Origin of the sequence: Paenarthrobacter sp. TAF1, from assembly GCF_052113825.1 — a bacterium.
Taxonomy (GTDB): domain Bacteria; phylum Actinomycetota; class Actinomycetes; order Actinomycetales; family Micrococcaceae; genus Arthrobacter; species Arthrobacter nicotinovorans.
The window spans coordinates 1-22,744 of record NZ_JBFRDO010000005.1; the positions used below are offsets into that span (position 1 = coordinate 1).

The window sequence follows — 22,744 nt, forward strand, 5'->3', positions numbered from 1 at the left end:
CCCTCCCTGCTCTGCTCCCACCACCACCACCTCATCCACAAAGAACACTGGCGCATCACCATCCAAAACGGCGTCCCCTGGTTCATCCCCCCACCCCACATCGACCCCCACCAAACACCCCGACGCAACCACCACCACACACCACCCAAAACATGACACCGAGYGGGAAGAACGTGACCCCAGGGCGGGAAAACCAATACGCAACCCAATGCCCGCGCGCCTAAGACAGGCCCAAGACGCAGCTAAACAGGAACCCGAAAGGGCGCCGGACGTGCCCCCGGACATGCACTGCTCCCAACGCGCTGGCCACGACAGCTGCCGTCGTTCGCACGCCTGCACTGCCACGCACGTGGGTCGCTCCGGTATTCCTAGGACTCACAGAGCCTGCCTTAGGGGCTGCGCACGGCACGCGTGCGGCCTAGGCTGGAAAACCGAACCCCGCTGGAAAGCACACTGCAGCAGGGCAAGGTCCAGCCACTATCAAGGAGCACACCATGAGGATTGCCGTCACCGGCGGAAGCGGGAAACTGGGCAGGAGCGTGGTGCGTCGCCTCACGCAGGATGGCCACCAGGTTCTCAATATGGACCGGGCCGGCACACGCGGACGAGGCTACGTCAGTGTGGACCTTCGGAACTATGGACAGGTCCTGGACGTCATCCTGGGCCTGGATGACCAACATGACGGCCTCGATGCAATAGTTCACCTGGCCGCCATCCCAGCGCCGGGCCTCGCCCCCGACGCCGCGATCTTCGAAAACAACATGGTCTCCACCTACAACGTTTTCCAGGCAGCACGGCGTGCCGGCATCAAAAAAGTGGTCTATGCCTCCAGCGAGACCGTCCTTGGCCTCCCCTTCGACATCGACCCTCCCTACATTCCGGTCGATGAGGAGTACCCCGCCCGCCCGGAAAGCACGTACTCACTGGTGAAGCACCTCGAGGAGCAGATGGCCATCCAGCTGACGCGGTGGGATCCCGACCTGAGCATCACGGCGCTTCGTTTCTCCAATGTCATGGACCCCGAGGACTACGATGCCTTCCCGTCCTTCGACGCCGACGCCACACTGCGCAAATGGAACCTTTGGGGCTACATCGATGCCCGGGACGGGGCCCTGGCCGTGGTGCGTGCTCTGGAACACGGGGAACCGGGATTCGAGACGTTCATCATCGCCGCGGCCGATACCGTGATGAGCCGCAGCAGCGCTGAGTTGGCAGCGGAAGTCTTCCCCGGCGTCGAGGTTCTCAAGGAACTGGGCGAGCACGAAACCATGCTGTCCATCGATAAGGCGCGCAAGCTGTTGGGCTTCGAACCTGAGCACAGCTGGCGCAACGTCCACTCCAACCGCACCACTCCCACCGAGGACTAACGCTCAGCACGGACGCGGCACCATTGTGCCCCGACGCGCGACGGCCCATCCCCTGGCTGCAGTTTCCTGCATGCACTCGTAAGGGGATGGGCCGCCGCAGCTTGGGAGCGTCAGATCATGGTCATGACCATGGCGGGGTCGGACAGGATGGCGCCCAGGTCCGCCAGGAACCGCGAGCCTTGTTCCCCGTCCACCAGCCGGTGGTCGAAGGACAGGCTAAGGGACATGACCTGGCGCACTGCCAGTTCATCGTTCACCACCCATGGCGCCTTCCTGACAGCACCAAGGGCCACAATCGCGGCCTCGCCCGGATTGAGGATCGGCGTGCCCGCGTCGATCCCGAACACGCCGATGTTCGTGATCGAGATCGTGCCACCGGAGAGATCGGACGGAGACGTCTTGCCTGCCCGCGCCGTGTCGGTGAGCTGGGTCAACGCAGTGGAGAGCTCGCGCAGCGACAGTTGGTCAGCGTCCTTGATGTTCGGGACGGTCAGGCCCCGCGGCGTCGCGGCCGCGATACCCAGGTTCACATAGTTGAACTGGACAATCTCCTGGTTCGCCTCATCCCAGCGGGAGTTCAGCGAAGGATTGTTCCGCAGGGCCACCAGGACCGCCTTGGCTGCGATGGTCAGCGGCGTCAGTTTGAAGCCTTCGAAGGTCCTGTTGCCCTTGAGCCTGGCCAGCAATTCCATGGTCGCTGTAACATCCACTGTCAGGAATTCCGTGACATGCGGTGCCGTAAAGGCGCTCTGCACCATGGCGGCGGCGGTGAACTTCCGGACTCCCTTGATGGGCGTGCGGGTTTCCCGCTCGCCCTGCCCTGCAGCAACCGGCGCCACGGCAAGCTCATCCGCTGTGCCGGAAAAGTTCTGGACATCCTCGCGGGTAATAAGTCCGCCCGGGCCGGTTCCTGGCACCAGTTCCAGGTCGATCCCGAGGTCGCGGGCCAACTTGCGCACCGGAGGCGTGGACCTCGGACGCTCCCCCGAGACCTCCGCCTGCGGCTCGGCGACCGGTTCCGGGATCGCCGGAACTTCCGCCTGCACCGTAGCCTGCACTGCTGCGGGCGCCTGAACGCGGGCACGTCGCGTTGGACGTCCGGAGTGTTCGACGACGGCACCGTAACCCACCAGGTTCGGCTCACGTTTCGCGGGGGTCCCCACCGCTTCAACACCGCTGGCGGCAGGCGCACCATGCGCAGAGGCCCCGACGGCGGACCCGGCACCAGCGGGCGGCGAGCCAGCCCCGTTGGAGGACCCGGCGTCGTCGACTTCGAAAGAGACGATCGGCTTTCCGACCTCCACGACCGTTCCGGGCTGCTCGTGGAGCGCGGCCACCGTTCCTGCAAACGGTGACGGCAACTCCACCACGGCTTTGGCGGTTTCGACCTCGGCGATGACCTGGTTCAACGTGACAGTGTCGCCCACTGCCACCTTCCAACTCAGGATTTCCGATTCCGTCAGCCCCTCACCCAAATCCGGGAGCCTGAATTCCTTGATCATGGTGGCGGTCATCCTTCCAGTCCACTCAGGGAGTTGGGGCGGCCGAGGGCGCGATCCACGCCGTCGAGGATCCTGTCCAGATCCGGCAAGTGGTGCATTTCGAGCTTGGAGTAGGGATACGGCACGTCAAAGCCGGTAATCCGGACTGGCGCGGACTCCAGGTAGTTGAAGCAGCGTTCCGTAATGCTCGCCGCGATCTCCGCGCCAACGCCACCGGATTGTCCTGCTTCGTGGGTGATCACGAGTCGTCCCGTCTTGCGGACGGAGGCTTCCACTACCGGGTAATCCACTGGGGCCAATGACCGGAGATCGATCACTTCAACCGATATGCCTTCGTCAGCGGCGGCCAAGGCGGCATCCTTCGCTGTTTTGACCAGCGGACCGTACGCAATCAGGGTGACGTCGGAGCCGGCGTTGACGACAGCAGCCTTATCCAGGGGCAACGCCGTGGCGAGGTCGAGCGACTCATCCACATCACCCTTGTCGTGGTAGCGCCTCTTGGGCTCAAAGTAGAGGACGGGGTCGTCCGATGCGATGGCCTGCTGGATCATCGTGTAGGCATCCTGGGGGTTGGAAACGGCCACGACGCGCAAACCCGAAGTGTGGGTGAAGTAGGCTTCCGGCGATTCGGAATGGTGTTCCGGCGATCCGATCCCGCCGCCAAAAGGCACCCGGATAGTGATGGGCATCTTGACGCGCCCCTGGGTGCGGTAATGCATCTTGGCTACCTGGCTGACGATCTGGTCGAACGCAGGGTAGATGAAACCGTCGAACTGGATCTCGCACACCGGTCGGTAACCGCGGTAGGCCAACCCCACTGCGGTGCCGATGATCCCGGACTCGGCCAGGGGAGAATCAATAACGCGGTGCTTTCCAAAGTCTTTCTGCAGCCCGTCGGTGACACGGAAAACGCCACCAAGGGAGCCAATGTCCTCACCCATGAGGACCACTTTGGGATCATTTTCGAGCGATTTCCGGAGGCCGGCGTTGATTGCCCGGGCAAAAGTGAGCTTGGACATCAGAGTGCACCTTCCTCGACGGGCTGGTTGAAACTGTTCAGGTAGCGGGAGTAGTGGTCCTTCTGGCGCTCGATCCAGGAATTCGGAGTGCTGTAGACGTGGTTGAACACGTCCAATGGCTGCGGGTCGGGCATGCCAATGCAGCTCGAACGGAGATCGGCTGCAACGGCATCGGCCTTGGCCTTGACGCGGGCTTCCACATCCTCCGTGAGCAGGCCCTTGGCCTGCAGGAGCTTCCGGAGCCTAAGAATCGGGTCCTTGGCAGCCCAATCCTCCAGCTCAATCGGATCACGGTAGCGGGTGGGGTCATCAGCGGTAGTGTGCGGACCCATTCGGTAGGTGACGGCTTCAATGAAGGTTGGTCCCCCGCCCTTGCGCGCCCGGTCAAGCGCCACACGAGTGGCCGCCATGACAGCCAGGACATCGTTGCCGTCCACGCGCATGCTGGGAATACCAAAGCCGGTGGGCCTGTCGGCCAACTGAACGTGCGACTGGATGCGCACGGGCTCCGAAATTGCCCAGTGGTTGTTCTGGCAGAAGAACACCACAGGAGCTTGGTAGCTGGCTGCGAACACCATGGCCTCGTTGACATCGCCTTCGCTCGTGGCGCCGTCGCCGAAGTACGCGAGGACTGCCGTGTTGGCTCCGTCCAGCTGCACACCCATGGCGTAGCCCGTAGCGTGCAGGCTCTGGGAACCAATGATGATCTGGGGAGTCGCCAGGTTGATGCGCTGCGGGTCCCAACCGTACGAAGCGTTACCACGCCAGACTCGCGCGATCTCGGAAAGATGGGCACCCCGGACGTAGGCCACTCCGCTTTCCCGGTAGCTCGGGAAGACGAAGTCGTCGTCGCGCAGAGAACGGCTTGAACCGATCTGTGCCGCTTCCTGGCCAAGGAGGGGCGGCCACAAGGCCAGTTCACCCTGGCGTTGGAGTGCCGTGGCTTCTGCGTCGATACGGCGGATGACCGTCATGTCCTCGTAGAGCGAGCACAATTGTTCGTCGCCGACATCCTTAACCCAAAGATCAAACTCGGGATGGCTGATGCGCTCGCCGTCCGGAGACACCAACTGGAGCAAATCGCCGCCAGTCCGCAAGGAGATATGTGCACTTTGTTCCGGGCCCGGAGCATCATGTCGCACTCCCTTGCCCGCCTGATCCGTCAACACAGGTGATCGCAACCTTCCGGCTCGTTTTCGTCGGCGCTCGCAGGACTTGTGATCCTGCCGCACGCCGGCCCTCCGGCACCTTCGCCGGAGTTAATTGTGACCCTACTCACAGAACGCATCGGGTACAACTACCCGGGATGAAGTTGAGCATTATGCACTATTCGGAGTATCTGGGGCGTGCTAATCTTGCGCATTATGCAACCCTTGGATGGCACCGACACCCGCCTTCTTTCCGCCATGGCGAAGGATCCCCGTGGCACTGTGGTTGCCCTTGCGCAGAAGCTCGGCCTCTCCCGCAACACGGTGCAGGCCCGCATGGCGCTGCTCGAAAAGAAGCACGCCTTTCTGTCGTTCGAACGACGCATCAACCCCGTGGCCCTCGGCTACCCCCTGACAGCCTTCATCACCGTCCACGTGCAGCAGCAGAAGCTCGCTTCCCTGGCGCGGGACCTGGCCGACATCCCGGAAATCCTCGAAGGTTTCGGCCTCACCGGCTCCGCTGACCTGTTGTTGCGTGTCGTTGCGCTGGATGCGGAAGACCTCTACCGCATCAATGGAAAGATCCTCGGTTGCGACGGAGTAGACAGGACGGACACCGCGCTGGCCATGCGTGAGATGATCCCGTACCGCGTGCAGCCGCTCCTGGGACGTCGTTCCGGGGCTTGAACCGCCACTTCACCTGCGGTGTTCCGTCGCGCCTCTTGCCCGCGGAAGCGGAAATGCGCTTTGATTCAAGAGGACGCACCGGGGGCCGCCCAGAGGTTCCCGGCCAGGTGGTGGCGCTGCCGAAGGCTGCCGAAAGGGGCACTACCGTGAGCAACCCGCAAGAACCCAGCCAGAACCAGCCCGGGTACAACCCGCCACCGGTTCCCCCGGGGCCCGGTTACCCGCCGCAGACCGGAGCGTCGCCGCAGTGGCAACAGCCGCCGTCATCCGATCCCCAAAGCGGGAACCCGCAATACGCGGCTCCCGGCCAACAGAACCCCTATCCCCAGGGACAAACCCCACCAGGGCAGTATCAACCAGGCCAATATCAGCCGGGCCAGTACCCACCGGGCCAATACCCGCCCGGGCAGTACCAACCAGGCCAGTACGGCCAGCAACCGCCCAAGAAGAACCGAAAAGTTCTGTGGATCGTCCTCGGCATCGTGGCGGGCGTCATCGTGCTGGCGGTAGTCGGCGTCCTCATCCTGGTCAATGTGGTGGGCAATGCCACCTCCAAGGCCCGGTCGCTGGCGGACGAATTCACCAACCTTGTGGTCTCCGGCCAGACCGAACAGGCCTACGACAACTACCTCAGCCAGCCCCTCAAGGACGAACTGGACAAGCAGTCCTTCGTGGACGGCATCGCCAGCCTGGAACTGGACAGCTCGTGCAAGCCGAACTACAACTCCGTAAGCGTTGACTCGAACAACGGGAACAACAAGGCCAACCTCGCAGGCAAACTGCAATGTGACGGCAAGACGATCGACCTCCAGTACGTTTTCGAGGGCACCAACGACCTCAAAATGAGCAGCATCCGCCTCCGCCCCTAGCCGGCAAGAAATAAATCCGCCCATCCACCCATCCACGCAAACGCATGATCCGAATCACTGCTTGAGAGTCCCGACCGGGACTCAGCAGGTCGGCCGGGAATCCCGGCCATCACCGGAAGGCTCGGACCAATGCGTACTTCGCCCAATCGCTTGATCGCCACCATCTTCGGAGCCGTCTACCTCTTGGTAGGCGTGCTCGGATTCTTCGTCACCTCGGGAATCGGCTTCTTCGCCACCGAGGGCGCCAATTTGATCATCTTCGCCGTGAACCCGCTTCACAACATCATCCACTTGGCCATTGGCGCAGCCCTCCTCATCGCCGGCATGAACAGCGTCACGCTGTCCAAGTCCATCAACACCGCAGTCGGCGGCGTCTACCTGCTGGTCGGCATCGTGGGCCTCTTCCTGGTGGGCAGCTCACTGAACATCATCGCCCTGAACGGCGCGGACAACGTCCTGCACCTCGCCAGCGCCGTGGTACTGCTGGGCGTTGCATTGTCCCAGGACAAGGCCACCGTAGCTTCCGCCCGCGCCTGATCATCGACTCCAAAGGACGAGGACGGTAACAGCCATGCACCGCGTGAACCACCCCACCCTGAGGGCAGCTGTAGTGCTGTTCGTATACTTCGCTGCGATGGCAGCCGGGATGGTTGAACTGTCCCTGGCCGCCGGGTACCTCGCTGGAACTGGATCCGCCGCCCTGGGCATGGTTGTTGCCGGCGGTGCAGCCCTCGCGGCGGGCCTGGCCTTCATGGCCTGGTCGCTGTGGGGCCTGCACCGCAATTCCCTCGTCCTGRCCCGTTTCGCGCTCCCGGCCCTCGCCACGGCAGCGGTCGCGCACGTAGCGGCCATGGCTGCAGGGATCACCTCCCAGCGCTCCCTCGACGTCAGCCACTTTGCCGCCTTCGGCCTGACCCTCATGGCACTTGCCGGGGCAGGCTGGCTCAGGCGGCAGCACAAGACCAACGACGGCGGCGCCCACGGCCAGCCAAGGACCGGGCGGCTTCTGGCAGCCGCGTTCGGAGCCGCCGTCGTTGTTGCCTCAGTAGCAACACCCGGACTGGCCGCGTCGATGGCCGGCCAGTACGCCGTTCCGCACGGGGAACACGGCCAGGCACCCGTCGGAGAAAACGGCCAGGGCTCCAATCCCGCCCTGGATCCGGGCCACCACCACTAGGTGGCGGTCACGGACCGGCGCACCATCAAACCGTGCCCACTGTTGATGGTGCGCCTGGTTCGTGGATCATGGAGCCATGGATCCCATTGAGGCGCTCGACGAAATTTCTTTCTGGCTGGAACGCAGCCAAGCACCAACCTTCAAGGTCCAGGCTTTCCGGAAGGCAGCCGACGCCGCACGGAAACTCTCAACAGATGAACTGGCCCGACTCGTCGCCAGCGGCAGGATTACCAGCCTCAAAGGCGTAGGCAGCCGCAGCGCCGAAGTCATCACCCAGGCACTGGAGGACCGCGTCCCCGACTACCTGGACGACCTCCGCGGGAAGGGCACCGAAGCCCTTGCCTCCGGCGGAGACACACTCAGGGCCGCGTTGCGCGGCGACCTGCACAGTCACAGCAATTGGTCCGACGGCGGCTCGCCCATCGAAGCCATGGTGGCTGCGGCCCGCACGCTCGGACGCGAATACCTGGCCCTGACCGACCACTCCCCCAACCTCACCATCGCCAACGGCCTCAGCGTCGAACGGCTCGAAAAACAGCTGGACGTGGTGGAAGGGATCAATTCTTCCCAGGACGACTTCCGCTTRCTCAAGGGCATCGAGGTGGACATCCTGGAGGACGGCACACTGGACCAGACCCCTGCAATGCTGGACAAGCTCGACGTCGTGGTCGCCAGTGTCCACTCCAAGCTCCGAGCCGACAAGAAGACCATGACCGAACGGATGCTTGGCGGTATCAGCGACCCCCACACCAACGTTTTGGGTCATTGCACCGGTCGGCTGGTCCAGGGATCACGCGGGACCCGGCCCCAATCGGAATTCGACGCCCCCAAGGTTTTCAAGGAATGCGCCGAGTGGGGCGTCGCCGTCGAAATCAACTCGCGGCCCGAGCGCCAGGACCCACCGGATGACCTCGTCAAGATGGCCCTCGACGCCGGCTGCTTGTTCAGCATCGACAGCGATGCCCATGCTCCCGGCCAGCTCGACTTCCTGCAGTATGGTGCCGAGCGAGCGGAAGCCCTGGGGGTGCCGATGGAACGCATCGTGACTACCTGGCCGCTGGCCCAATTGAAAGAGTGGCTCAGCCTGAAGAAATGACGCACGCAAAAGGCTCCCCCGGAAAACGCTGTTTCCAGGGGAGCCTTTTGTTCCGGTCTTAGTGGTTCACCGCCTTTTCGGCGCCGATGCCGGTCAGAGAACGTACTTCCATTTCAGCTTGCTTGGCCGGGTCCTCGCGCCGCTTGTCCAGGACAGTTCCGAGCCAGCCCAGGAAGAACGCCAACGGGATGGACACGATGCCCGGGTTGCTCAGCGGGAAAATGGCGAAGTTGGCGCCGGGGATCATGGACGTCTTGGCGCCGGAGACCACGGGCGAGAAAGTGATCAGCAGGATGGCTGCGGCGAGGCCGCCATACATGCTCCAGACTGCGCCCTGGGTGGTGAACTTCTTCCAGAAGAGGGAGTACACGATGGTGGGCAGGTTTGCTGATGCCGCAACAGCGAAGGCGAGCGCCACCAGGAAGGCCACGTTCTGGCCGTTGGCGAAGATGCCTCCCAGGATGGCGAGGACGCCGATCACCACCACTGTACGCCGGGCGACCTTGACTTCCGTGGTGGCGTCCGCCTTGCCCTTGGAGATGACGTTTGCGTAGATGTCGTGGGCGAAGGATGCTGCCGCAGTAATGGTCAGTCCGGCCACCACCGCAAGGATGGTTGCGAAGGCTACGGCCGAGATGAATCCAAGCAGCAGCGGGCCACCCAGGTGGAACGCCAGGAGCGGGGCGGCCGAGTTCACGCCGCCGGGTGCGGACTTGATGGTTTCTGCACCCACCAGGGCTGCTGCGCCGTAGCCCAGCACCAAAGTGAACAAGTAGAACAGGCCGATCAGCCAGATGGCCCACACCACGGATTTGCGGGCTTCCTTGGCCGTCGGGACGGTGTAGAAGCGCATCAGGACGTGCGGCAGGGCGGCTGTTCCAAGGACCAATGCCAGGCCAAGGGACATGAAGTCGAGCTTGGACGTTTCGGTCTTGCCATACTGCAGGCCCGGGTTGAGGATGTTCGGGTTGTTGGCCGCTTCCGCTGCTGATCCCAGCAGGTTGGAGAGGTTGAAACCGTAGATCGCGAGGACCATGGCCGTCATGACGGCGGCACCGGCGATGAGCAGGATGGCTTTGATGATCTGCACCCAGGTGGTGCCCTTCATGCCGCCGATAAGCACGTACATGATCATCAAGGCCCCGACGACGATAATCACCAGGGCTTGTCCGCCCCAGTCACTGATACCCAGCAGGAGCGAGATCAGGCTGCCCGCACCGGCCATCTGGGCGAGGAGGTAGAAGAAGCAGACGGCGAGGGTGGACAGTGCCGCCGCGATGCGCACGGGGCGTTGCCTCAACCGGAAGGACAGGACATCGGCCATGGTGAACTTGCCGGTGTTCCGGAGCAGTTCGGCCACCAGCAGCAGGGCCACCAGCCAGGCGACGAGGAAGCCGATGGAGTAGAGGAAACCGTCATAGCCGTTGATGGCGATGGCGCCCGTGATGCCAAGGAACGAGGCCGCAGAAAGGTAGTCCCCGGCGATGGCGGTACCGTTCTGGGAGCCGGTGAAGGAACGTCCGGCTGCGTAGTAGTCGGCAGCTGTCTTGTTGTTGCGGCTTGCCCTGAAGACAATCACCATGGTGACGGCGACGAAAAGGGCGAAAATGCCCATGTTCAGGAGCGTGGTGTCTTTTAGGGCAGCGACCTCTACTGCCGGGACCATGGTGGCGTTCATTTGGCTCCTCCGTGGATGACGTTGCCGTCCTTATCGAATTGGTGCCCCTCGATCTCATTGCGGATTTCGGCAGCGATGGGATCCAGCTTCCTGTTGGAGTAGCTCACGTACCAGGCCGTGATGCCGAAAGTGGTGACGAACTGGAGCAGGCCAAGAATCAGGCCCACGTTGATGTTGCCCCAGACTTTGGTGGACATGAAGGCGACGGCATAGTCGGCCAAAAGAACGTACGCGAAATACCACAGCAGGAAGATCACTGCCATGGGAAAGACAAAGCTGCGGTGCCGCTTGCGCAGCGTCTTGAACCGTTCCGTCTGCTGGACTTCCTGGAAGTCCACGGACGCCGTTGCGTCCTGGGGTTGGGCCTCATTACCCATGGTTCCTCCTGGTTGTGATGAGTCCACGTCAGCGCGCGCGGCTGATGTGACTGCAATCACTATCGAATGCGCTCCGGCTTCCCATCCATAGATACGCCGGTCGGCGTCGCCCAGCGGCTGTACCGCTGCGCCAAACGGTGGGTTGCAGCAGGCCACAGGCGATATCGGGGTTCGGGGAACACATCGGACTACGCTGGCCTTATGCCCGATTCCCCGCTCTTCACCGCAGCCGCCATCGCCGTGATCGTGCTGGCGGTCGCCGTCGTCGTGGGCGTTGGCCTGAAGGTGATCCGCTCCTTCCGGGACCTCGGCACGGACGCCGAACGCGCCACGTACAACACGCTGCACGCAGCATCGCGGGCGGGCCAGCATCTGCGCGCGGGCCTCCAGCCTGCGGGAGCTGCCAAAGCCAGCAGGCAGCTGCGCGTCCTGCTGGGCTGCGACGCCTTCGCCATGACGGACACCGCCTCTGTACTTGCCTGGGACGGGGCGGCGGAGGAACTCCGGCCAGCACTGATGGGGCTCGCAGCCGAAGTCCTTGCGACCGGGCGGACTGCCGTGGTTCCCCACGCAGGCCATTCCACGGACAAAGCCGGGCCTGATTTCAGTGCTGTCATCGCCCCGATCAGGGCAGGATCCAGGGTTGTCGGTTCGGTTGCGGCGTTGGCTCCCGCCGCCGGAGCAGGTCTGGTGCGGGCGACCAGTGAGGTTGCTGACTGGATTGCGGCACAACTGGAGCTGGCGGAGCTGGAGGCCTCAAGGACCCTGCTGATGGAAGCGGAAGTGCGGGCCCTGCGCGCGCAGATCAGCCCGCACTTCATCTACAACTCGTTGAACGCCATTGCGTCCTTTATCAACACGGACCCGGCCAGGGCCAGGGAACTCGTGGTGGAATTCGCCGACTTCACCAGGTACTCCTTCCGCAGGCACGGCGACTTCACCACGGTGGCGGAGGAGCTGCGGTGCATCGACCGTTACCTCCTGCTGGAGCGGGCACGCTTCGGTGAGCGCGTCCAAGTCAGCCTGCGGATCGCACCCGAAGTGCTGAGCACCGTCATTCCGTTCCTCAGCCTCCAACCGTTGGTGGAAAACGCGGTCAGGCACGGTTTGGAAGCGAAGGAAGGTCCGGGGCACATCACCATCTGCGCCAATGATTCCGGGGCGTTTGCCGAAGTCACCATCGAAGACGACGGCGTGGGCATGGATCCGGAGCACCTGCGGTCAGTCCTCGCCGGACATACGGATGGCGACCATGTGGGGCTCCGCAATGTCGATGCCCGGCTGCGTCAGGTCTACGGAGATGAGCACGGCCTGGTGATCGATACGGCCCCCGGCGAAGGTACCCTGATCACGCTGCGGGTCCCGAAGTCGCAACCCGGCCACGACGCCTGAGGCGGCGGTTAGTCTTTAATCATGATCAACGTGCTCGTCGCCGATGACGAACTGCCCGCGGTGGAAGAACTTGCCTTCCTCCTCGGACGGGATGCGCGGATTGGCGCCATCCATCGCGCGTCCTCCGGGACCGAGGCGCTCCGCAAGCTGGAAACGGAGTCCGTCGATGCCGTCTTCCTGGACATCCATATGCCCGCCCTGTCAGGCCTGGACATTGCCCGCGCCATTTCCCGCAGCAGCAGCCCGCCCGCCGTCGTCTTCGTCACCGCTGACGAAGACTGCGCACTGGAGGCCTTCGACCTCGCCGCCGTCGACTATCTGCTCAAGCCGCTCCGGGCGGAACGGCTGGCCCGTTCGGTGGACCGGATCAGTGAACTCATCAAGGACGGCACTCCTGCCCCGGAAATGATTACCGTTGACCTCGGCAGCACCACCCGGATGATCCGCCGGGACGATGTCACGTACGTGCAAGCACAAGGCGACTACGCAAGGCTGCACACCGCCGAGGCCAGCTACCTCATCCGGGTTTCCCTCACCGATCTCGAGCAGAAATGGGCGGACGCCGGGTTCATCAGGATTCACCGCTCCTACCTGATCGCGCTGCAGCACGTGCAACACCTCAAGCTTTCCACTACCGGACCGAGCGTCGCTGTCTCGGGTGCTGAGCTGCCCATCAGCAGGCGGCACCTGCCCTCGGTCAGGGACAAGCTGCAGTCCACCCGCATCCGGCCACAGGCATGACCCGGGTCCGCGTTACCGCTCCACGCCAGTCGGCCGCGCCGGCCACCGGCCGGGTGCCGTACCCACATGAGGCCGCAGAGGACTCGGACGCCGGCCGGATCTTTGTCCGTTCCCTCATCCGCTCCCAGCTTCGCCTGGCGCTGGTGGTGGCGTGCGGATTCCTGATCATCCTCGCTGTACTTGCAACGATCCTGGTCTACGGTCCCGGCGTGTCGGAGACGCGCGTTGTGGGAATCCGCTTGGATTGGCTGGCGCTTGGGGTGGGCATCTATCCGGTAATCGGCCTGAGCGCCTGGCTTTACAACCGGGCAGCAGCACGCAACGAGGCCCGCTACCGGGACCTGGTGGAGGACAAGTGAACCCGGCCGTTGGCTTGTTCGCGTTCCTCGCCGTTTCCCTCGCCACGGCGGTCATCGGCTTTTACGGGTTGCGCGTCTCCCGGACCACCAGCGACTTCTACGTGGCCTCACGCACCGTCCCTCCGTGGTGGAACGCCTCCGCGATTGGCGGCGAGTATCTTTCGGCCGCGAGTTTCCTGGGGGTAGCGGGGCTGATCCTGCTCTCCGGCACCGACGCTCTCTGGTTCCCCGTTGGCTACACGGCCGGTTACCTGATGCTCCTGCTCTTCGTGGCAGCACCGCTGCGCCGCTCCGGCGCGTACACCATCCCCGATTTCACCGAGGCCCGCCTGGACTCCCCCTTGGTCCGCCGCGTCACGAGCCTGGTGGTGGTGGCCGTGGGCTGGCTCTACATCGTTCCGCAACTGCACGGCGCCGCGCTCACCATCCGGATAACCACCGGCCTGCCGTCGTGGGTAGGCTCGACGGCGGTGGTGGCGGTTGTGTGCCTCACGGTGGTGGCAGGTGGCATGAGGTCCATTACGTTTGTCCAGGCTTTCCAGTACTGGCTGAAATTGACTGCCCTTGCCGTGCCTGTGGTCTTCATCCTGTTGGTGCTGGTTGGCAACGGAACACCACCGCAGGCGCCCTTGCCGGTCAATCCCACCGGCCAGGCCGCTGCGGGTGCCTACCAACACATCTCGCTGCTGGTGGCCTTGCTGTTCGGAACCCTTGGCCTGCCGCATGTGCTGGTGCGGTTCTACACCAACCCGGACGGCCAATCTGCGCGCCGGACCACGCTGATCGTCCTGGGCTTGCTTTCCGTGTTCTACCTCTTCCCCACTCTCTCCGGCGCCTTGGGACGGATGTTCGCCCCCGAGCTCGCACACTCCGGACAAGCGGACGCCCTGATCCTCCTCCTCCCGGGCAAGCTGATCGGCGGGGTGCCAGGTGACCTGTTGTCAGCGCTCGTGGTGGCAGGCGCCTTCGCTGCCTTCCTGTCCACGACATCCGGCCTGGTGGTGTCGCTGTCCGGTGTCATCAGCCAGGACCTGTTCGGGGGAAGTGTGAGGGGGTTCCGCCTCGCGGCGGTGATGGCCGCCGTCGTGCCTTTGGGTTTTGCTTTCATGACGGACACCCTGGCCCTGGCCGGCAGCGTCGGCCTGGTCTTCGCGTTCACCGCTTCCACCATCTGTCCTGTCCTGCTGTTGGGCATTTGGTGGCGCGGCCTGACGGACTTTGGTGCGATCGCAGGGATGGTCACAGGCGCAGTGCTGTGTGGGGGTGCCATGGTGGCGGGCACCCTGACTGGGACAGGGAACGCTCCCGCTTGGCTGGCCCAGCCCGCGGCGTGGAGTGTGCCTTCAGCCTTCGCCGTCACGGTAATCGTGTCCATCGTGACGCGGAACCGCGTTCCCGCCTCAGTCAACCGGGTGATGTCACGGCTGCATGTACCTGAGCGGCCAGTAGCTACCGAGCGCTGAAAGCTGTTGTCCGCGCAACGGCCCGGGAGGACAATGTCGCCATGTCCGAGGAACCACAAACTGCCGGCCACGGGCAACCAGCGGCCGGTCCCGCGGAGTTGACGCCCAGCGTCCGCGCGCAACTGCTGGCCACCGAGCATTGGAGCCTGCTGGCGTCACGTAGCACCACACAAGGGGAAGTCCTCACCCGGATCAGCATGTTCCTGACGTTCACCTCGGCCAGCCTGCTCAGCGTGGCACTGGTGGGCCAGGCAACCCAATTCTCCGGCGCCTTCCGGGCCTTTGCCCTGACCGTTCTGGGCATTGACTTGGTGGTGGGCCTGTTGACGCATATCCGCGTCATGAGCGTCGGCATGGAGGACCTCATGTACGTCATTGCCATGAACCGGCTCCGTGCCGCCTACGTGGACCTGGACCCGGGAATGGCTCCGTACTTGATGGCCGGGTACCACGACGACGAAGAAGGCTCGAAGCACACCTACTACTTCCTGGGCGGCAGGAAGGACTTCAGCCAGGTGGCAGGCAGCAGCATGGTTTTCATGGGCTTCGCCAACTCTGCCCTGATCGCCCTGCTGCTCGGATCAGCCCTGCTGGCAGCCGGCCTGCCTGTTGTGTTTGCCGTGGCCATCGCAGTTGTTGTGGCCCTGGCGTTCTTCGCCACGTCCTTGGTACGGGGCAGGCGCCACTACATGGACGTATGGAAGAACAATCCGCCGCTCTCCCCCACGCCTCACCAGCCCGGGTAGGCGTCAGTCAATGGCCGCCATCAGCTCCACGACTCGGGCGAGGAAGGCATCGACCTGCGCTTCTTCGTAGCCCTCATCGCCCTTGGCTGCACGGAACACGGCGCGTCGAACGGTGTCTACGCTCAAGGGCTGATCGTTTTCCAGGTAGCCGATCAACTCAACGCACAGGGCATCGACATCCTGGACGTTGTAACTGCGCGTCCGCTTGCGTGCCGGGCGGCGGAAACGCTCACCGTCGGGCCTGTGCAGCCTGCCGCGAAGTATCCCGGAAAGCTTCCCGATCTGGCGCAACCAGGCTTCCTCGCCTTGTTGGCTGATCAGTTCGTCCCGCTCACGGCGTGCGAACGCGTCCTCAAGGCGGTCCAGGGCGGCGTCCACGCTGTGGGCGTCGTAGCCACCCTTGACGGGGTCGAAAGCCACCTCACGGACATCCACGCTGGCAACCTGGTCCGCGGCGCCAACAGGGTTCTCAAACGACGTCCGTGCGCGCTGGAGAAACTCGTCTACCTGTTTGGCGTTATAACCGTATTTGCTGCGTTCCACGCGGTCGAACGTCGCGGGGATCTGGCGTCGAATATCCAAGGCCACTATTTTTCCTTCATCGGTTGTCAGACGCCGCTCAGCAGCGCGAACAAAACATAGGCCACAGGGGCCGCGAACACGATCGAGTCAAGACGGTCCATCACACCACCATGGCCCGGCAAGATACTGCTCATGTCCTTGACGCCGAGTTCCCTCTTGACCATGGACTCGGCAAGGTCGCCAGCGGTTGCTGCGGCAACCATTCCAACGGCCAGGACAAGGCCGACCCACCAAGGCCGGTCCAGCAGGAAGATGCAGGCCAGGACACCGATCACCATGGCACCACCCACAGATCCCGCGAACCCCTCCCAGGACTTCTTGGGACTGATCTTCGGAGCCATCGGGTGCTTGCCGAACGAAGCTCCCACGATGTAGCCGAAAGTGTCATTCGATACCACCAGCAGCAGCATGGAGGCGATCTGCCATGCCCCGTCCGGGATTCCATGCGGCCAGAAGCCCACGGGGGTGGCTCCGCCAGTGGCGTGAAGCGGCAGCGCAGCGAAACTGATCAGGAACGGTATCCACGCCAAAGTGAAGACACCCGCGAAGACGCTGCGCGGCGCCCCGGCTGCGCTTTCGATGGAGCGCCAGAGCAGTACGGCCACCGAGCTGGCTGTCATGGTGAAGAGCAGGCCTTCGAGACCACCAAAGTAGGCCGAAACCGGCATCACCAGGCTGCCGACCATCACTGGAACGATCGGCATCCTGGTGCCTTGGGCTTCGAGGGCACGGAAAACTTCCCAAACACCAAGGACCGCGAAGGCCGTGGTGAGCAGGACGAACCCCAACGGGAGGAACAGCAGCCCGCCCAGGACGGCCAGCAGCATGGCAAGGCCGACGCCGATGGCCGCGGGCAGGTTGCGGCCTGCCTTGGGTGTGGGGTTCGCCCGCACACGCCGTGCGCGCTTGGGGGTATCGCGTGTCGGGACCCGTTCAGCGGGCGCCGGCTCAGCCTGGCTCATCAGACCTCGAGCAGCTCGGCTTCCTTGCGCTTGAGCAGCTCGTCGATGCTGTCGACATGCTGCTTGGTCAGGGCATCGAGCTCCTTCTCAGCGCGCGAGCCCTCGTCTTCACCGGCTTCGCCGTCCTTGACGAGCTTGTCCAGGGTGTCCTTTGCCTTGCGGCGGATGCTTCGGATGGAGACCTTGGCGTCCTCACCCTTGCCCTTGACGATCTTCACGTATTCCTTGCGGCGCTCTTTGGTGAGCTCCGGGATGGTGACGCGGATGACGTTGCCGTCGTTGGACGGGTTGGCCCCGACTTCGGAGTCACTCAGGGCCTTTTCGATGTCGCGCAGCGCGGTCTTGTCATAAGGCGTGATCAGGATGGTACGGGCATCGGGCACACCGAAGGACGCCAGCTGCTGGAGCGGGGTGGGTGTGCCGTAGTACTCAACGATGACCTTGTTGTAGAGACCGGGGTTGGCCCGGCCCGTACGGATCGTGGCGAAATCGTCCTTGGCTACTTCCACGGCTTTGTCCATCTTCTCGCCGGCTTCGAGTAAGGTCTCTTCGATCACGGGTTTCTCCTCAGAAATAGTTGCTGCCCAGCTGCAGGCGGCAATGCACAGTAAAGATCCGCCACCAGGGGCGGACGGTCCTAGAAATATCCTAGCCCTTGCTAGGGAGTTACCAGGGTTCCCAGCGTTTCGCCGAGGATCGCCCGGGTGACATTGCCTTCGCCCTCCATGCCGAAGACCACCATGGAGAGGTTGTTGTCCTTGCACATGGTCATGGCGGTCTGGTCCATGACGCGGATGTCGCGGCGCAGGGCGTCGTCGTAGCTGAGGACATCGAGCTTCTCGGCGGTGGGGTCCTTCTTCGGGTCGGCCGTGTAAACGCCGTCCACGCCGCTCTTGGCCATCAGGACAACATCTGCGTGCACTTCCAGCGCACGCTGCGCAGCCACCGTGTCGGTGGAGAAATACGGCAAGCCGGCGCCTGCACCGAAAATGACTACCCGGCCTTTTTCCATGTGGCGGATGGCGCGGCGGGGAATGTAGGCCTCGGCCACCTGGCCCATGGTGATGGCGCTCTGGACACGGGTCTCCACTCCGGCCTGCTCCAGGAAGTCCTGCAGCGCGAGGCAGTTCATGACGGTGCCCAGCATGCCCATGTAGTCGGCGCGGGAGCGATCCATGCCGCTTTGGGACAGTTCAGCGCCCCGGAAGAAGTTGCCGCCGCCAACAACGATTGCAACTTCCACATCCGCAACACCTGCTGCGATCTGCTTGGCAATGGCCCTGACGGTCTCGGGATCGACGCCGAGCTTGCCTCCGCCGATGACTTCGCCGGAAAGTTTCAGAAGTACACGTCGGCGGGTCTTCTCGGGCTGGATTGCAGTGTTGACGGTTTCCATGGTGCCTTCCCGTTGGTGGACTCTGGCTAGATTATCGTGCTGGGGGTCCGCGCAGGTACTACCCGGACGCGTGCATGAAAAAGGGGCGGCCACCGAAGTGACCACCCCTTTTCATGAATTACTAGTTTCCGACGCGGAAACGGGTTACTGCGGTTGCCTTGACGCCGGCTTCTTCGAGGACCTGTGCAACAGTCTTCTTGGAATCCTTGGCGAATGCCTGGTCAACCAGAACTTCACCCTTGTAGAAGCCCGTAACGCGGCCTTCTACGATCTTCGGGAGAGCAGCTTCGGGCTTGCCTTCAGCCTTCGCGGTCTCTTCGGCGATACGGCGCTCGGACTCGACCAGTTCGGCCGGGACGTCTTCGCGGGTCAGGTAGTTCGGTGCCATTGCTGCAACGTGGACAGCGATGTCGTGTGCGGCGGTGGCAGCGGCTTCGCCTTCACCGTCAACAGCGAACAGGACGCCGACCTGGGCCGGGAGGTCCTTGGACGTCTTGTGCAGGTAGGCGTCAACCTTGGTGCCCTCAACGCGGGAGATGCGACGGACAACAACCTTTTCGCCGAGGACAGCGCCCTCTTCGACGACGACCTCGGACAACGGCTTGCCGTCGACTTCGGTTGCCAGCAGGGTTTCGAGGTCGGCTGCGCCGGACTCGACTGCAACGTTGAGGACCTTGTCGGCCAGCTGGATGAACTTGTCAGCCTTGGCAACGAAGTCGGTCTCGCAGTTGACTTCGATCATTACGCCAACGCCGCCGTTGACCTTGGCAGCAACCAGGCCCTCAGCCGTGGAACGGCCTTCGCGCTTGGTGGCACCCTTGAGGCCCTTGATGCGGATGATCTCGATGGCCTTCTCAGCGTCACCGTTGGCCTCGTCAAGAGCCTTCTTGACGTCCATCATGCCGGCGCCGGTGCGCTCGCGCAGGGCCTTGATGTCAGCAGCAGTGTAGTTCGCCATGTGAACCCCTCTGTCTAGAAATTTGTGTGTTTACGGACTGACAGGACGGCAGCCCACCGTGTGAGCCGCCATCCTGTCAGTTGCCCCCGACGCTGTCTCCAGCATCAGGGAAGGTCCAGATTTACTTGGCTTCGGCTTCGCCGGTTGCAGCTTCAGTTGTTTCCAGAGCTTCTGCTGCGGGAGCTTCTGCGGCCGGAGCCTCAGCTGCTGCTGCTTCTTCAGCCTTGCTGCCTTCGAGGAGCTCGCGCTCCCACTCGGCCAGCGGCTCTTCCGGAGCTTCGGTGGTACCGGTTGCGCGCTGGTTGCGGGCGATGAGGCCCTCAGCTACGGCGTCGGCAACAACGCGGGTGAGCAGGTTGACGGAGCGGATGGCGTCGTCGTTGCCCGGGATCGGGAAGTCGACTTCATCGGGATCGCAGTTGGTGTCCAGGATGGCAACAACCGGGATGTTCAGCTTCTTGGCTTCGTCAACAGCAAGGTGTTCCTTCTTGGTGTCAACAACCCACAGAACCGAGGGAGCCTTGGTCAGGTTGCGGATACCGCCGAGGTTGGACTCGAGCTTGGTGAGTTCACGCTTGAGGAGCAGGAGCTCCTTCTTGGTGTAAGCGGAGCCGGCGACGTCGTCGAAGTTGATCTCTTCGAGTTCCTTCATGCGCTGGATACGCTTGGCGACGGTCTGGAAGTTGGTGAGCATACCGCCCAACCAACGCTGGTTGACGTACGGCTGGCCAACACGGGTAGCCTGCTCGGCAATTGCTTCCTGAGCCTGCTTCTTGGTGCCGACGAACAGGACGGTGCCGCCGTGGGCGACAGTAGCCTTGACGAACTCGTAGGCGCGGTCGATGTAGGACAGCGACTGCTGAAGGTCGATGATGTAGATGCCGTTGCGTTCCGTGAAGATGAAGCGCTTCATCTTCGGGTTCCAACGACGGGTCTGGTGTCCAAAGTGGACGCCGCTGTCAAGCAGCTGGCGCATGGTTACGACGGGCATGCCGACGCTCCTTCCGGCAGGTCATTCATGAGAGAGCCCATGGGGCTGCTCTTACCCTGCCAATAGTTGACGGTTGTTTAGCCTCTGCCCGGACGGGCGCGGCTCCTGGCATCCATTGCGCTTCTCATCCGGCATGGAACCAAAGGCTCCTCCGGACCGCAAGAGGCACAATCCTCCGCAGCATGAAACCATGGGCTTCGCTGGAGGAGGGCTGGATACGCGTAGTCAGCCTGGCACCCCCACACATCTGAATGAGACATGTTCCTGAACAAGCTTGAGGGCACAGCAAACTGCTCCACCAAGTGTACTACAGCCATACCGCCCAACGGACCGCCCATCACCGGCAGTTGTCCACATACCGGCTCCCCCGTATAGCCCCGGGATCACGCAAAGGGAAGGCTGGATCCATGTCCTTCCTGAAGCTGGCAGCCACCTTGATCCTTACCCTCAACATCACTCTCAGCATCCCGTCCGGGGCGGACGGCGCCCCGGACGCTCCCCAGGGAAGATGGAGCTGGCCGCTGTCCCCCAAGCCGTCCGTCCTGCGGACGTTTGATCCTCCGGACAAGCCGTGGCTGAGCGGACACCGCGGCGTGGATTTAGGCCCAAGGCCCGACGGCGGACAGGTCACCGCGCCGTCCGATGGCGTGGTGGCCTTCGCCGGCGTCGTGGTTGACCGCCCGGTCCTCACCATCGATCACGGCGACGGACTCAGGAGCAGTTTCGAACCCGTGGCCAGCAGCCTTAAGCAGGGCGACCACGTGGCCAAAGGGCAAACGGTCGGCACCCTGCAGTCGGGACACTGCGGAAGCACCACGTGCCTGCATTGGGGTGTTCGGCGCGGCGAGGAGTACCTCAATCCACTGGGCTTTGTGTCCGACCTGCGCCCATCAGTGTTGCTGCCGCTGGAGTGAGCCCCGCCGCGCCGTCCGCGGAGGTTCTAGACGATGGCAGAAACGCCCGTGATGGCCCGACCGGTCACCAGAGTGTTGATTTCGTGGGTGCCCTCGTAGGAGTAGATCGCCTCGGCATCGGAGAAGATCTTGGCCATGCCGTAGTCCGTAACGATGCCATTGCCGCCGAGGATACTGCGCCCCAGGGCGACACTTTCGCGCATGCGTGCAGTGGTGAAAGCCTTGGCCAGGGCGGACTGTTCGTCTTTGGCAACGCCCGCGTCCTCAAGCTGTGCAAGCCTGACCATCATGCCCATTGAGGCGACTGTGTTGCCCAGGATCTGCACCAACTGGTTCTGGACCAGCTGGAAGGCTGCCAACGGGCGCCCGAACTGCTGGCGCTCCACGGCGTAGTTGCGGGCAACGTCGAAGGCGGCCATCTGAAGTCCGACGGCCTGCCACGCCACAGCCAGGCGCGTGACCTTCAGGACCTTGTTGGTATCCCGGAAGCTGTTGCCGTTGGCCAGCTTGAAGAAGTCGGGCACCACCACGTTATCCAGGGTGATGTCCGCGTTCTGGACCGTGCGGAGGGAAATCTTGTTCTCGATCTTGCTGGCGGAATAGCCCGGCAGGGTGGTGTCCACCAGGAACGCTTTCACCTGGTTGTCGGCCACGTCCTTGGCATAGATGACCACCCAGTCCGAGAAGGTGGCATTGCCGATCCAGCGCTTTGCACCGTTGAGAATCCACGTGTCGCCTTCACGTCGTGCCGTCGTGCGGGTTCCGCCTGCAACATCGGAACCACCCAGCGGCTCGGTCAGCCCGAAAGCGCCGATCTTCTTCAGGGAGTAGATGTCCGGCAGCCACGCATCCTTTTGCTCCTGGGAGGCGAGGGCTTCAATGGAGCCCGTGAAGAGGCCGTCATGGACGCCCATGAACGTGGCAATGGAAGCATCCGCTCGGGTCACTTCGGCATGGAGCATGCCGGCAAAGAGATTGGAGTATCCCTGGCGCCGAACCGGGCTTACGAGGTCCAGCTCGCCAAGCTTGGGAATGAGGTCCATGGGGAATTCGCCGCGGTTCCAGCAGTCCACTGCGATCGGAGTGACCTCGCGGGCAAGGAACTCCCGCACTTCGGCCAGACGGTCCTGCTCCTTGCCTGTCAGCAACTGCTCGAAGGCATAGAAGTCACCATCGGCGTAAGGAAGAGTGGTGGCGTCGAATGCGGTGTTGGACATGTTCGCTCCTTCAAGGGTGGTCACCTGCGACCACGTCAAGGTCCCGGAAGGACTGCACTGTGACCCGGGAGTCGGCAGGGCAGCCAAGTTACCGGCGGGTAAT

The 22,744-nt window shown here is 63.2% G+C and carries 24 protein-coding genes and 1 pseudogene; 13 read left to right on the forward strand and 12 right to left on the reverse strand.

The window, feature by feature from the left end:
• Nucleotides 1-156, forward strand: a pseudogene (locus tag AB4Y81_RS08290) (DUF222 domain-containing protein); the annotation flags it as partial.
• A 338-nt stretch (nt 157-494) separates the two neighbouring features.
• The gene (locus AB4Y81_RS08295) at nt 495-1,367 is read left to right on the forward strand and encodes an NAD-dependent epimerase/dehydratase family protein (RefSeq protein ID WP_018777504.1); all 873 of its coding nucleotides are present in this window, start codon (nt 495-497) and stop codon (nt 1,365-1,367) included.
• 110 nt (nt 1,368-1,477) lie between these two features.
• On the opposite strand, the gene AB4Y81_RS08300 is transcribed toward AB4Y81_RS08295, so the two are convergent.
• From AB4Y81_RS08300 to pdhA, 3 genes are read right to left on the reverse strand one after another with little or no spacing between them, the layout of a single operon-like run.
• Nucleotides 1,478-2,881, reverse strand: a complete 1,404-nt coding sequence (locus AB4Y81_RS08300) for a dihydrolipoamide acetyltransferase family protein (RefSeq protein ID WP_275778816.1) — start codon at nt 2,879-2,881, stop codon at nt 1,478-1,480.
• Nucleotides 2,878-3,888 (reverse strand): alpha-ketoacid dehydrogenase subunit beta, encoded by a 1,011-nt coding sequence (locus AB4Y81_RS08305; RefSeq protein WP_039240487.1) that lies wholly within the window; start codon nt 3,886-3,888, stop codon nt 2,878-2,880. The genes AB4Y81_RS08300 and AB4Y81_RS08305 overlap by 4 nt, the downstream gene beginning before the upstream one ends.
• Entirely contained in the window at nt 3,888-5,057 is a 1,170-nt protein-coding gene (gene pdhA, locus AB4Y81_RS08310; protein ID WP_422758376.1) for a pyruvate dehydrogenase (acetyl-transferring) E1 component subunit alpha, read from the reverse strand. The genes AB4Y81_RS08305 and pdhA overlap by 1 nt, the downstream gene beginning before the upstream one ends.
• Nucleotides 5,058-5,252: 195 nt before the next feature.
• On the opposite strand from pdhA, the gene AB4Y81_RS08315 reads away from it, so the two are divergent.
• The 5 genes from AB4Y81_RS08315 to AB4Y81_RS08335 all read left to right on the forward strand — a co-directional run bounded on the left by AB4Y81_RS08315 (nt 5,253) and on the right by AB4Y81_RS08335 (nt 8,865).
• Complete coding sequence (locus AB4Y81_RS08315; RefSeq protein ID WP_441995659.1) at nt 5,253-5,723, forward strand: Lrp/AsnC family transcriptional regulator; 471 nt, start codon at nt 5,253-5,255, stop codon at nt 5,721-5,723.
• 146 nt (nt 5,724-5,869) lie between these two features.
• Nucleotides 5,870-6,592, forward strand: a complete 723-nt coding sequence (locus AB4Y81_RS08320; RefSeq protein WP_231375223.1) for a hypothetical protein — start codon at nt 5,870-5,872, stop codon at nt 6,590-6,592.
• Between the two features lie 129 nt (nt 6,593-6,721).
• Complete coding sequence (locus tag AB4Y81_RS08325) at nt 6,722-7,129, forward strand: DUF4383 domain-containing protein (protein WP_018777498.1); 408 nt, start codon at nt 6,722-6,724, stop codon at nt 7,127-7,129.
• A gap of 34 nt (nt 7,130-7,163) precedes the next feature.
• Nucleotides 7,164-7,769 carry a hypothetical protein gene (locus AB4Y81_RS08330; RefSeq protein WP_441995660.1) on the forward strand — a complete coding sequence of 202 codons (606 nt, stop codon included), beginning with the start codon at nt 7,164-7,166 and terminating at the stop codon, nt 7,767-7,769.
• 76 nt (nt 7,770-7,845) lie between these two features.
• Nucleotides 7,846-8,865 (forward strand): PHP domain-containing protein, encoded by a 1,020-nt coding sequence (locus AB4Y81_RS08335; RefSeq protein WP_189075817.1) that lies wholly within the window; start codon nt 7,846-7,848, stop codon nt 8,863-8,865.
• A gap of 58 nt (nt 8,866-8,923) precedes the next feature.
• Here the strand turns inward: AB4Y81_RS08335 and AB4Y81_RS08340 are convergent, their stop codons facing one another.
• The gene (locus AB4Y81_RS08340) at nt 8,924-10,543 is read right to left on the reverse strand and encodes a solute symporter family protein (protein WP_018777495.1); all 1,620 of its coding nucleotides are present in this window, start codon (nt 10,541-10,543) and stop codon (nt 8,924-8,926) included.
• Nucleotides 10,540-10,920 (reverse strand): DUF485 domain-containing protein, encoded by a 381-nt coding sequence (locus tag AB4Y81_RS08345; protein ID WP_055975136.1) that lies wholly within the window; start codon nt 10,918-10,920, stop codon nt 10,540-10,542. The genes AB4Y81_RS08340 and AB4Y81_RS08345 overlap by 4 nt, the downstream gene beginning before the upstream one ends.
• Before the next feature lie 201 nt (nt 10,921-11,121).
• On the opposite strand from AB4Y81_RS08345, the gene AB4Y81_RS08350 reads away from it, so the two are divergent.
• The 5 genes from AB4Y81_RS08350 to AB4Y81_RS08370 are packed head-to-tail and all read left to right on the forward strand — an operon-like array spanning nt 11,122 to nt 15,621.
• The gene (locus tag AB4Y81_RS08350; protein WP_018777493.1) at nt 11,122-12,312 is read left to right on the forward strand and encodes a sensor histidine kinase; all 1,191 of its coding nucleotides are present in this window, start codon (nt 11,122-11,124) and stop codon (nt 12,310-12,312) included.
• Nucleotides 12,313-12,333: 21 nt separating this feature from the next.
• Nucleotides 12,334-13,053: a LytR/AlgR family response regulator transcription factor gene (locus AB4Y81_RS08355; RefSeq protein WP_039240480.1), complete on the forward strand. Its 720-nt coding sequence runs from the start codon at nt 12,334-12,336 to the stop codon at nt 13,051-13,053.
• Nucleotides 13,050-13,412, forward strand: coding sequence for a hypothetical protein (locus tag AB4Y81_RS08360; RefSeq protein WP_189075818.1), 363 nt, complete (start codon nt 13,050-13,052; stop codon nt 13,410-13,412). Before AB4Y81_RS08355 ends, AB4Y81_RS08360 begins: the two co-directional genes overlap by 4 nt.
• On the forward strand, nt 13,409-14,875 hold the full coding sequence (locus AB4Y81_RS08365; RefSeq protein ID WP_018777490.1) for a sodium/solute symporter: 1,467 nt from the start codon (nt 13,409-13,411) through the stop codon (nt 14,873-14,875). The genes AB4Y81_RS08360 and AB4Y81_RS08365 overlap by 4 nt, the downstream gene beginning before the upstream one ends.
• 41 nt (nt 14,876-14,916) lie before the next feature.
• Entirely contained in the window at nt 14,917-15,621 is a 705-nt protein-coding gene (locus AB4Y81_RS08370; protein WP_189075819.1) for a hypothetical protein, read from the forward strand.
• A gap of 3 nt (nt 15,622-15,624) precedes the next feature.
• Here AB4Y81_RS08370 and AB4Y81_RS08375 read toward each other — a convergent pair whose 3' ends face one another.
• The 6 genes from AB4Y81_RS08375 to rpsB all read right to left on the reverse strand — a co-directional run bounded on the left by AB4Y81_RS08375 (nt 15,625) and on the right by rpsB (nt 20,510).
• Nucleotides 15,625-16,209: a DivIVA domain-containing protein gene (locus tag AB4Y81_RS08375; RefSeq protein WP_018777488.1), complete on the reverse strand. Its 585-nt coding sequence runs from the start codon at nt 16,207-16,209 to the stop codon at nt 15,625-15,627.
• A 20-nt stretch (nt 16,210-16,229) separates the two neighbouring features.
• Nucleotides 16,230-17,165 carry a phosphatidate cytidylyltransferase gene (locus AB4Y81_RS08380; RefSeq protein WP_079581017.1) on the reverse strand — a complete coding sequence of 312 codons (936 nt, stop codon included), beginning with the start codon at nt 17,163-17,165 and terminating at the stop codon, nt 16,230-16,232.
• Nucleotides 17,165-17,722 carry a ribosome recycling factor gene (gene frr, locus AB4Y81_RS08385; RefSeq protein WP_018777486.1) on the reverse strand — a complete coding sequence of 186 codons (558 nt, stop codon included), beginning with the start codon at nt 17,720-17,722 and terminating at the stop codon, nt 17,165-17,167. Before frr ends, AB4Y81_RS08380 begins: the two co-directional genes overlap by 1 nt.
• Before the next feature lie 101 nt (nt 17,723-17,823).
• Complete coding sequence (gene pyrH / locus AB4Y81_RS08390; protein WP_018777485.1) at nt 17,824-18,561, reverse strand: UMP kinase; 738 nt, start codon at nt 18,559-18,561, stop codon at nt 17,824-17,826.
• Nucleotides 18,562-18,682: 121 nt separating this feature from the next.
• On the reverse strand, nt 18,683-19,519 hold the full coding sequence (gene tsf / locus AB4Y81_RS08395) for a translation elongation factor Ts (RefSeq protein WP_441995661.1): 837 nt from the start codon (nt 19,517-19,519) through the stop codon (nt 18,683-18,685).
• A 121-nt stretch (nt 19,520-19,640) separates the two neighbouring features.
• Entirely contained in the window at nt 19,641-20,510 is an 870-nt protein-coding gene (gene rpsB / locus AB4Y81_RS08400) for a 30S ribosomal protein S2 (RefSeq protein WP_441995662.1), read from the reverse strand.
• 407 nt (nt 20,511-20,917) lie between these two features.
• Between rpsB and AB4Y81_RS08405 the strand changes: the two genes are divergently transcribed.
• Nucleotides 20,918-21,424, forward strand: coding sequence for a M23 family metallopeptidase (locus AB4Y81_RS08405; RefSeq protein ID WP_018777482.1), 507 nt, complete (start codon nt 20,918-20,920; stop codon nt 21,422-21,424).
• A gap of 26 nt (nt 21,425-21,450) precedes the next feature.
• Here AB4Y81_RS08405 and AB4Y81_RS08410 read toward each other — a convergent pair whose 3' ends face one another.
• Nucleotides 21,451-22,641 (reverse strand): acyl-CoA dehydrogenase family protein, encoded by a 1,191-nt coding sequence (locus AB4Y81_RS08410; RefSeq protein ID WP_055975119.1) that lies wholly within the window; start codon nt 22,639-22,641, stop codon nt 21,451-21,453.
• Nucleotides 22,642-22,744: the final 103 nt, after the last annotated feature.

Excerpts from the sequence above, each read along its gene's own strand:
- AB4Y81_RS08295 (WP_018777504.1), top strand. The coding sequence starts at position 495 with ATGAGGATTGCCGTCACCGGCGGAAGCGGGAAACTGGGCAGGAGCGTG.
- AB4Y81_RS08300 (WP_275778816.1), bottom strand. The coding sequence starts at position 2,881 with ATGACCGCCACCATGATCAAGGAATTCAGGCTCCCGGATTTGGGTGAG.
- AB4Y81_RS08305 (WP_039240487.1), bottom strand. The coding sequence starts at position 3,888 with ATGTCCAAGCTCACTTTTGCCCGGGCAATCAACGCCGGCCTCCGGAAA.
- AB4Y81_RS08315 (WP_441995659.1), top strand. The coding sequence starts at position 5,253 with ATGCAACCCTTGGATGGCACCGACACCCGCCTTCTTTCCGCCATGGCG.
- AB4Y81_RS08325 (WP_018777498.1), top strand. The coding sequence starts at position 6,722 with ATGCGTACTTCGCCCAATCGCTTGATCGCCACCATCTTCGGAGCCGTC.
- AB4Y81_RS08340 (WP_018777495.1), bottom strand. The coding sequence starts at position 10,543 with ATGAACGCCACCATGGTCCCGGCAGTAGAGGTCGCTGCCCTAAAAGAC.
- AB4Y81_RS08345 (WP_055975136.1), bottom strand. The coding sequence starts at position 10,920 with ATGGGTAATGAGGCCCAACCCCAGGACGCAACGGCGTCCGTGGACTTC.
- AB4Y81_RS08350 (WP_018777493.1), top strand. The coding sequence starts at position 11,122 with ATGCCCGATTCCCCGCTCTTCACCGCAGCCGCCATCGCCGTGATCGTG.
- AB4Y81_RS08355 (WP_039240480.1), top strand. The coding sequence starts at position 12,334 with ATGATCAACGTGCTCGTCGCCGATGACGAACTGCCCGCGGTGGAAGAA.
- AB4Y81_RS08360 (WP_189075818.1), top strand. The coding sequence starts at position 13,050 with ATGACCCGGGTCCGCGTTACCGCTCCACGCCAGTCGGCCGCGCCGGCC.
- AB4Y81_RS08370 (WP_189075819.1), top strand. The coding sequence starts at position 14,917 with ATGTCCGAGGAACCACAAACTGCCGGCCACGGGCAACCAGCGGCCGGT.
- AB4Y81_RS08380 (WP_079581017.1), bottom strand. The coding sequence starts at position 17,165 with ATGAGCCAGGCTGAGCCGGCGCCCGCTGAACGGGTCCCGACACGCGAT.
- pyrH (WP_018777485.1), bottom strand. The coding sequence starts at position 18,561 with ATGGAAACCGTCAACACTGCAATCCAGCCCGAGAAGACCCGCCGACGT.
- tsf (WP_441995661.1), bottom strand. The coding sequence starts at position 19,519 with ATGGCGAACTACACTGCTGCTGACATCAAGGCCCTGCGCGAGCGCACC.
- rpsB (WP_441995662.1), bottom strand. The coding sequence starts at position 20,510 with ATGCCCGTCGTAACCATGCGCCAGCTGCTTGACAGCGGCGTCCACTTT.
- AB4Y81_RS08405 (WP_018777482.1), top strand. The coding sequence starts at position 20,918 with ATGTCCTTCCTGAAGCTGGCAGCCACCTTGATCCTTACCCTCAACATC.
- AB4Y81_RS08410 (WP_055975119.1), bottom strand. The coding sequence starts at position 22,641 with ATGTCCAACACCGCATTCGACGCCACCACTCTTCCTTACGCCGATGGT.